This is a genomic window from Saccharopolyspora mangrovi (assembly GCF_035320975.1).
In the GTDB taxonomy this organism is placed as follows: Bacteria; Actinomycetota; Actinomycetes; order Mycobacteriales; family Pseudonocardiaceae; genus Saccharopolyspora; species Saccharopolyspora mangrovi.
Genome location: NZ_JAWLNX010000009.1, coordinates 249,335 through 256,128, shown reverse-complemented (window position 1 = coordinate 256,128; position 6,794 = coordinate 249,335). Strand labels below are relative to the sequence as shown.

General features: G+C 71.5%; 6 protein-coding genes. 2 read left to right on the top strand and 4 right to left on the bottom strand.

The window, feature by feature from the left end:
- Window positions 1–515: 515 nt before the first annotated feature.
- Genes R4I43_RS15850 through R4I43_RS15840 form a run of 3 tightly spaced genes read right to left on the bottom strand, consistent with a single transcriptional unit; the run spans window position 516 to window position 2,906 of the window.
- On the bottom strand, window positions 516–806 hold the full coding sequence (locus tag R4I43_RS15850) for a DUF3017 domain-containing protein (protein ID WP_324266370.1): 291 nt from the start codon (window positions 804–806) through the stop codon (window positions 516–518).
- 24 nt (window positions 807–830) lie between these two features.
- Window positions 831–1,682, bottom strand: a complete 852-nt coding sequence (locus tag R4I43_RS15845) for a bifunctional methylenetetrahydrofolate dehydrogenase/methenyltetrahydrofolate cyclohydrolase (RefSeq protein ID WP_324266369.1) — start codon at window positions 1,680–1,682, stop codon at window positions 831–833.
- Between the two features lie 6 nt (window positions 1,683–1,688).
- Window positions 1,689–2,906, bottom strand: coding sequence for an MFS transporter (locus tag R4I43_RS15840; protein WP_324266368.1), 1,218 nt, complete (start codon window positions 2,904–2,906; stop codon window positions 1,689–1,691).
- Window positions 2,907–3,235: 329 nt separating this feature from the next.
- Here R4I43_RS15840 and R4I43_RS15835 point away from each other — a divergent pair, with 329 nt between their 5' ends.
- On the top strand, window positions 3,236–5,746 hold the full coding sequence (locus R4I43_RS15835; protein WP_324266367.1) for a glycohydrolase toxin TNT-related protein: 2,511 nt from the start codon (window positions 3,236–3,238) through the stop codon (window positions 5,744–5,746).
- Between the two features lie 51 nt (window positions 5,747–5,797).
- Here the strand turns inward: R4I43_RS15835 and R4I43_RS15830 are convergent, their stop codons facing one another.
- Window positions 5,798–6,388, bottom strand: coding sequence for a pentapeptide repeat-containing protein (locus tag R4I43_RS15830; RefSeq protein WP_324266366.1), 591 nt, complete (start codon window positions 6,386–6,388; stop codon window positions 5,798–5,800).
- Here R4I43_RS15830 and R4I43_RS15825 point away from each other — a divergent pair.
- Window positions 6,387–6,782, top strand: a complete 396-nt coding sequence (locus R4I43_RS15825; protein WP_324266365.1) for a VOC family protein — start codon at window positions 6,387–6,389, stop codon at window positions 6,780–6,782. The genes R4I43_RS15830 and R4I43_RS15825 overlap by 2 nt on opposite strands.
- Window positions 6,783–6,794 lie beyond the last annotated feature (12 nt).

Genomic DNA, 6,794 nt, shown 5'->3' with positions numbered 1-6,794 from the left:
GAGATACAGGGCGAGATCACGAGGAACATCGAGGATGGCACGATAGGTGATCACGTGGGGGCCTTACCTGGTGAAGATCATCTTTGGTCGGAGTTCTTCTACCAGGAGCCCCCACGTCCCACTCCATCAGGCAGGCCCTCTGCCACCCCTACCGATCACCCCACGGCCACCCCTGCCAGGCACCTTACTGAGATCACCTCATTGAAATCGTGACACCACCCGCCCCACCGGCGGCTCCTCCGGGACGCGTGGTGCGGTTCGCCCCGGGACCACGCGGTGGTCCGGTCCCCTGACCACTCCGGTTTGGGTTCCCGATTACGCCGGTATTCAGGGCCCTGATTACGGCGGTATTCGGGGGCCTGAATACGGCGGTATTCGGGGGCCTGATTACGCCGGTGTTCGGGGTTTCACCGGTGGTGGTGTCGGCGCGTGGGGGTTGGTCCGGTGTGGACTGTCTTGTGTGGACGTGAAAAAGGCAGGCGCCCCGGTTGGGGCGCCTGCCTTTTCAGCGGTCGTCAGCCGAAGGGGCCTTTGATGGTGATGGCGATGGCGATGATGACCACGCCGAAACCGCTGTAGAGGAGGATGTCCACCACGCGGCTGCGGATCGCCAGGAGGCCGACCCGGTCGTCCGGGATCAAGGCGCGCAACCCCGCCGCCACCAGCAGCGCCAGGCCGAGCACGACCGTGCCGCGACGCCAGTGCTGCAGCGCCACCAGCAGGAACCCGATCAGCCCGATGCCGCACACCAGGCCGAACGGCACGTGGATGGACAGGCGAGACCTGTCCGGCAACCAGTCGCTCACGTTCCTCCAGTCCCGGGGCCGAGCTCAGCCCAAGTTGCGCTCGGCCGCTTCGACGACGTTGGTCAGCAGCATCGCGCGGGTCATCGGACCGACACCACCGGGGTTCGGCGACAGGAAGCCGGCGACCTCGGCGACGTCCGGGTGCACGTCACCGGCCAGGCCGTCGTCGGTGCGGGTCACGCCCACGTCGAGCACCGCCGCGCCCGGCTTGACCATGTCCGCGGTGATCAGGTGCGGCACGCCTGCGGCGGCCACGACCACGTCCGCGCGGGAGATCTCCGAGGTCAGGTCCTTGGTGCCGGTGTGGCACAGGGTCACCGTGGAGTTCTCGCTGCGACGGGTCAGCAGCAGGCCGATCGGGCGGCCGACGGTGATGCCGCGGCCGACGACCGCGACGCGCGCGCCGTTGAGCTCGACGTCGTGGCGGCGCAGCAGCTCGATGATGCCGCGCGGCGTGCACGGCAGCGGGGCCTCCTCGCCGAGCACCAGGCGGCCGAGGCTGATCGGGTGCAGGCCGTCGGCGTCCTTGGCCGGGGCCATGCGCTCCAGCAGCGGACCGGCGTCGAGGTGCTTGGGCAGCGGCAGCTGCACGATGTAGCCGGTGCACTCCGGGTCGGCGTTGAGCTCATCGATGACCGCCTCCACGTCAGCCTGGCTGACGTCGGCGGGCAGGTCCTTGCGGATCGACTTGATGCCGACCTTCGCGCAGTCGTTGTGCTTGGCGCGCACGTAGGAATGCGAACCCGGGTCGTCACCGACCAGCATCGTCGCCAGGCCGGGGGCCTGACCCTGCTCGACGAGCCGGGCGACGCGGGGTCGCAGCTCCTCGAAGATCGCGTCCTTGGTGGCCTTGCCGTCGAGAATCGTCGCGCTCACAGCTGCTCATCGTGGCAGATCGGTCACCGCTGGACCTCGCCGGTCCGCAGTTTCTTCCACCACTTCCGCGGCGGGCGGCAACGGGCCGGTGCGCCGCAGGTGCAGCAGGACCACGGCGAAGGCCGCCACCGCCAGTCCCGCGCAGGTCGCGCCTGCCGCAGCGGGGCCGCCGAGGTCCATCGTCGAGCCGACCAGCGGGTTGGCGATTGCCACGCCCATCGTGCTCGCCGTCGTCGTCCAGCCGAACGCCTCGCCGCGCCGGTCCACCGGGGCCAGGTCGGCGAGCCTGCCGTTCGACGCGGCCAGCAACGGCGCGATCGCCGCACCGCCGAGCGCCAGGACGACGCCGATCACCCACGGCGAACCCGCCGACACCGGGGGCAGCACCGCGGCCAGCCCGCACAGGCCGAGCGCCGCCAGTCCGCTGCGGACCCACAGCCGGTACCGGGGAAACCCGCCCATCACCAGGCCGCCGACCAACGAGCCCACTGCCCACGCCATCGCCATGACACCGGCCAGCTCCGGTTCCCCGCGACCGCGCGCCCAGCCGACGAGCACCAAGTCCACCGAGACCAGCGCGCCCACGACCAGGCCGAAGAAGCACATCAGCGACAGGAACCCCCGCACCCGCAGCAGGCCGCCCGAGCGCCCCCGGGCGGTGTCGCCGCCCAGCCCGCCGCGGATCCCGGCGCGCCACAGCGCCGCCGCGAACAGGCCGGGACCGATCAGGGCCCACAGCGCCAAGCCCACCAGCGCCCACGACGGGCTCCACGCCGCGATCGCGAACGTGGCCAGCATCGGCGCCACCACGTACAGCAGCTCCTGCAACGTCGCCTCGACCGCGTAGGCGGCCTCGCGCGCCTCACCGGAGTCGATGTGCGGCCACATCGAGCGGGCCACCTGCCCCAGCGGCGGAGCGGCCAGGCCCGTGGCCAGCGCCACCAGCAGCATCAACCACCAGTGCGCCGGGTCCACCCAGCTCACGGTCGCGATCATCGCCACGTACCCCGCCGACTGGAGGAGCCCGCTCGCCACCAGCACCTTCGCGACCGAAGTGCGGTCGGCGGCGCGGCCGCGCACCGGTCCCGCGATCGCGTGCCCGATGGTCATCGCGGTGCACACGGCACCGCCGATCGCGTACGAACCGGTCCACTCGGCCATCAAGAACGTCAGCACCATCACCTGCGCCGGGATGTAGAGGCGGGCGAGCAGGCCGAAGCCCATCAGTGACGGAGCGTGTGGGATGGCGGCCAGTAGTCGATAAGGACGTAGCACGTGATAACTGTGGCGTTCGGCACGGGCGTACCGCTACTGAATTTGAGGGGCCCCTCGCTGATCCAATACACCTGGTGGTGTGATGTTCTTTCGTACTTTCAGCAGGCAAGCTCTGGGGCGAGATCGCCGGTCTTGCCCGGGGCGATCTTGAAAACCGCCACAAGACGATCACCGGCGGCGCGGATGTCACACACAGCGCACAACGCCGGGCCCGCGTCGAGTAGCGTTTCGGCGGGGTGGAGTCGGGTTGCCTCGTCGAGAGGGGGAGGATGTCACCCATGTCGCGTCCGACAGCGATCAGTCCAGAAGAGCAGGAGCAGATCGCCCGCAAGATCGGTGTTCTGCTCTTACAAGGCGCTCCTGAGGACTGGCAGGAGATCACGGTGGAGTACCGCGCCACCGGCGAATACACCGACCTGCTGGGTGAACTCACCGCGCAGGACGGCAGTTCACGCCCGCTCGAGCCGCCGGTGGAGCTGCGAGAGATCTTCGAGCGCCTGCGCGAGGGCATGTACCGCCCCGACGTGGGCACCTGGTTGAGCGCGCTCTACGTCGTCGAGCGCCCGTCCAGTTACCGAATCGATATCAACTTCGACACCGAGCCGCAGTGGCAGCGCCCGCTGCCCCGGGCGGCCTACGTCGACGAACTCCGCCGCTACCCGCGGTCCGAGGAGAACATCCCGGACTGGATGCAGGAGCGGGTCGACGGCACCGCATCCCAGCAGGCCGAGGACGCCCCGGTGGTGCCCGACACGGTCGCCGGACTCGAGGACGAGGCCGCGGAGCACACCGGGATCGGCTCGGGACGCTTCCGGATCACCAACGTCTTCGACGACGTCGACGACGAGGGCCGACCGGTGGTGTCCGATCGCCGCCCCGTCCCGGCCGACGAGGTCGGCGCGCTGCGCCAGTACCTGGAGAACGCTCCGGTGGTGCTGGCCTCCCGGGAGAACGAGGAGGACCACCTCGACCCCGAGCGCGCCCAGACCGTCCCGGGCACCTGGCACACCGACGGCACCTGGCTGTGGCCGGGCTCAGTGGCCTACTACCTCGCCCAGTACGGCATGCCGCCGGAAACGGCGCTGGTCGACCACGTCCGCAGCCGCGGCTTCACCGTCGGCGACGTCGACGACGAAACCCGCGAGGCGGCCGTCAGCGAACTCGTGGACCAGCCCGGTCACGAGCCGGTCGACGAACCCGAGTCCGGCTCCTCGGGCGCCGCCGTCGCCGCCGGTGCCGGCGCCGCAGCAGTGGGGGCCGCTGCCGTGGGCGCCGCAGCCATCGGTTCTTCCTCCTCGGCCTCGACCGAGCCCGAGGTCGACGAGCTCGACGAGCCCGCAGCCCTGGCCGACGAGGAGTCCGCCCCGGCCACCTCGGGTTCCCGGCACGTCCTCGACGAGGACGACGACGCTCCCGACTCCCAGGAAGTGCTGGCCAAGCTGCACGACCGGCTGACCGACTTCCAGATCGACAGCGACGCCTACCGGTTGGGCAGCCGCAGCGCGGACGCCCACTGCCTGGTGCAGGACGGCGACGACTGGGTCGTCACCGGCGCCGAGGACGTCCGGTTCGCCCGCGTCGATCACGCCGCCGCGTACCTGCTCGGCCAGCTGCTGATGGAGCGGCCGGCCGCGTCGGTCCCGGCCGCCATCCCGACGGCGTCGGCCCCGGCGGCGGAGGCCGCCGAGCTGCCGCAGCGGGGTGCCGAGCCGGTCGACGACCTGCCGCAGCGCGGCTCGCAGGAGTCCGAACTCCCGCAGCGCGCCCAGCAGGATCCCGCCGACCTGCCGCAGCGCACGCCGGAATCCGCCGAGCTCCCGCAGCGCGGTGCCCCGGATTCCGACCTCCCGCAGCGGTCCGCGGAACCGGCCGCCGAGCTGCCCAAGCGCAACCCGGAGCCGTCCTCGGACCTGCCGCAGCGCACGCCGCAGGCCGCGGAACTGCCCCAGCGCGCCGCGCGCGAACCGGAGCAGTCCGGTCCGAGCACCGGCGGGAACCCGCTGTTCACCGCCAACCAGGACGCGGCACCGCCCCAGGACCCGGCTCCGCAGGCACCGCAGTCGCCGCCAACCGAGGAACCGACCCGGTTCCAGCCGGCGCCGTCGATGGATCGCCCGCTCCCGCCGCAGGCTCCGCCGTCCCCGCCCGCGGGGAACCCGGCTCAGCCGCAGGCCGGTGGCGCGCCGGGCTCCAACCCGCTGCCCAAGCGCCAGCCGCGCCGGGACAGCAACGCCCCGGTCCCCCCGGCCGCCGGTCCCGCTCAGGGTCCGGCCGGTGGCGCCGAGCGCCGTCCCGGACCGGGCGGACCCGGCATGGCCGGTCCGCAGCGCCAGGGCCCGCCGCCCGGCCCTCCGCGTCCGCAGGGTCAGCCCCCGCAGGGCCAGCCGCAGGCCGCGCCCAACGGGCAGCCGAACAACGGCCAGCCGCCGCAGGGGCAGCCGATCCAGCCGCTCAACGGCGAACCGCCGCTGACGCTGTACCGGGACCGCCGGATCGTCATGCTGCAGCCGGGCACCGAGCTGGACCGCTTCGGCGAGCCCAACGGCAACGTGCTGTACACGCTGCGCACGCCGTACACGCACCGCTCGCTTCCGCCGCAGTGGGCGAACCGCACCTACGCGGCCTACCGGGTGCAGCGCCCGATCCAGGCGCTGCGCGGAACCGCGGTCGCGTGGTTCGAGCAGCCCGGTGGCGGCACGGCGTTCGTGCTCCCGGCGGCCGTCAGCGACCTGATCGCCGACGGCACGCTCGCCGAGATGCCGGCGACGGATCGCCCGCCGATGGAGTGAGCACCGACCGACAGAGGGCCCTTCCCGCCTGGGAGGGGCCCTCTTTCGCGTTCAGTCGAGCTGGAGGCCGTGGGCTGCCGCGAAGGAGAGCGCGAGGTTCATGTCGACCCGGGCTCCTCTGAGGTGGGCCTGGACGAGGGCGTCGGCGTCGAGGCGGGCGTCCCGCAGGTCGGCGTTGTTGAGGCGGGCGCCGAGCATGCGAGCGCCGCTGAAGTCGACCTCCTGGAGATCGCAGCCGCGCAGGTCGCACTCGGTGAGGTTCGCTTCGCGGAAGCGGGTCCCGCGCAGGCCGACGTCGCGCAGGTCGCAGCGGCCCATCGCGACCAGGGTGAGATCCGTTTCGCGGACCTTCAGCGAGCGCAGCCGGCAGTCGACGAAGCTGGAGCCCAGCAGGCTGCAGCCGTCGAAGCTGGTCTTGCCGAACACGGTGCGCTCGAACTTGCAAGACCGGAACGCGGTGGCGACGTGCTTCGAGCCGTTGAGGTCGGCGCCGGTGAAGTCGCAGTCGGTGAACACGCAGTTGCGGGTGCTCAGCCCTGTCAGGTCGGCATCGGTGAACACGCACCGCTCGAAAACCCGGCCGGACCACTCCTGGTCCGGCAAAATCGCGTCCTGGAAGTCCTCGCCGACCGCGCTCGTCATGGCACCCACCCTGGCACGAGCGCCCGACAGCACCGGAGGTGCCGTGCGAATCCACCGGGTGGTGCCCAACATCAAGGCCACCGACATCGCCGCGACGCGTGATCACTACGTGCAGCTGTACGGCTTCGAGGTGGTGATGGACATGGACTGGATCGTCACCCTCAGCTCGCCGGAGGACCGGATGCGCCAGTTCAGCCTGATCACCGAGGACGCCACCGCTCCGGAGCACCCGGACATCTCCATCGAGGTCGACGACGTCGACGCCGCCTACGCGGCTGCGCTGGTGAGGGGAGCGGAGATCGTGCACCCGCTGACCGACGAGCCCTGGGGCGTGCGGCGCTTCTTCCACCGCGACCCGAGCGGAACCGTCATCAACACCCTCTCGCACCGCTGACGCGGTTCGAGC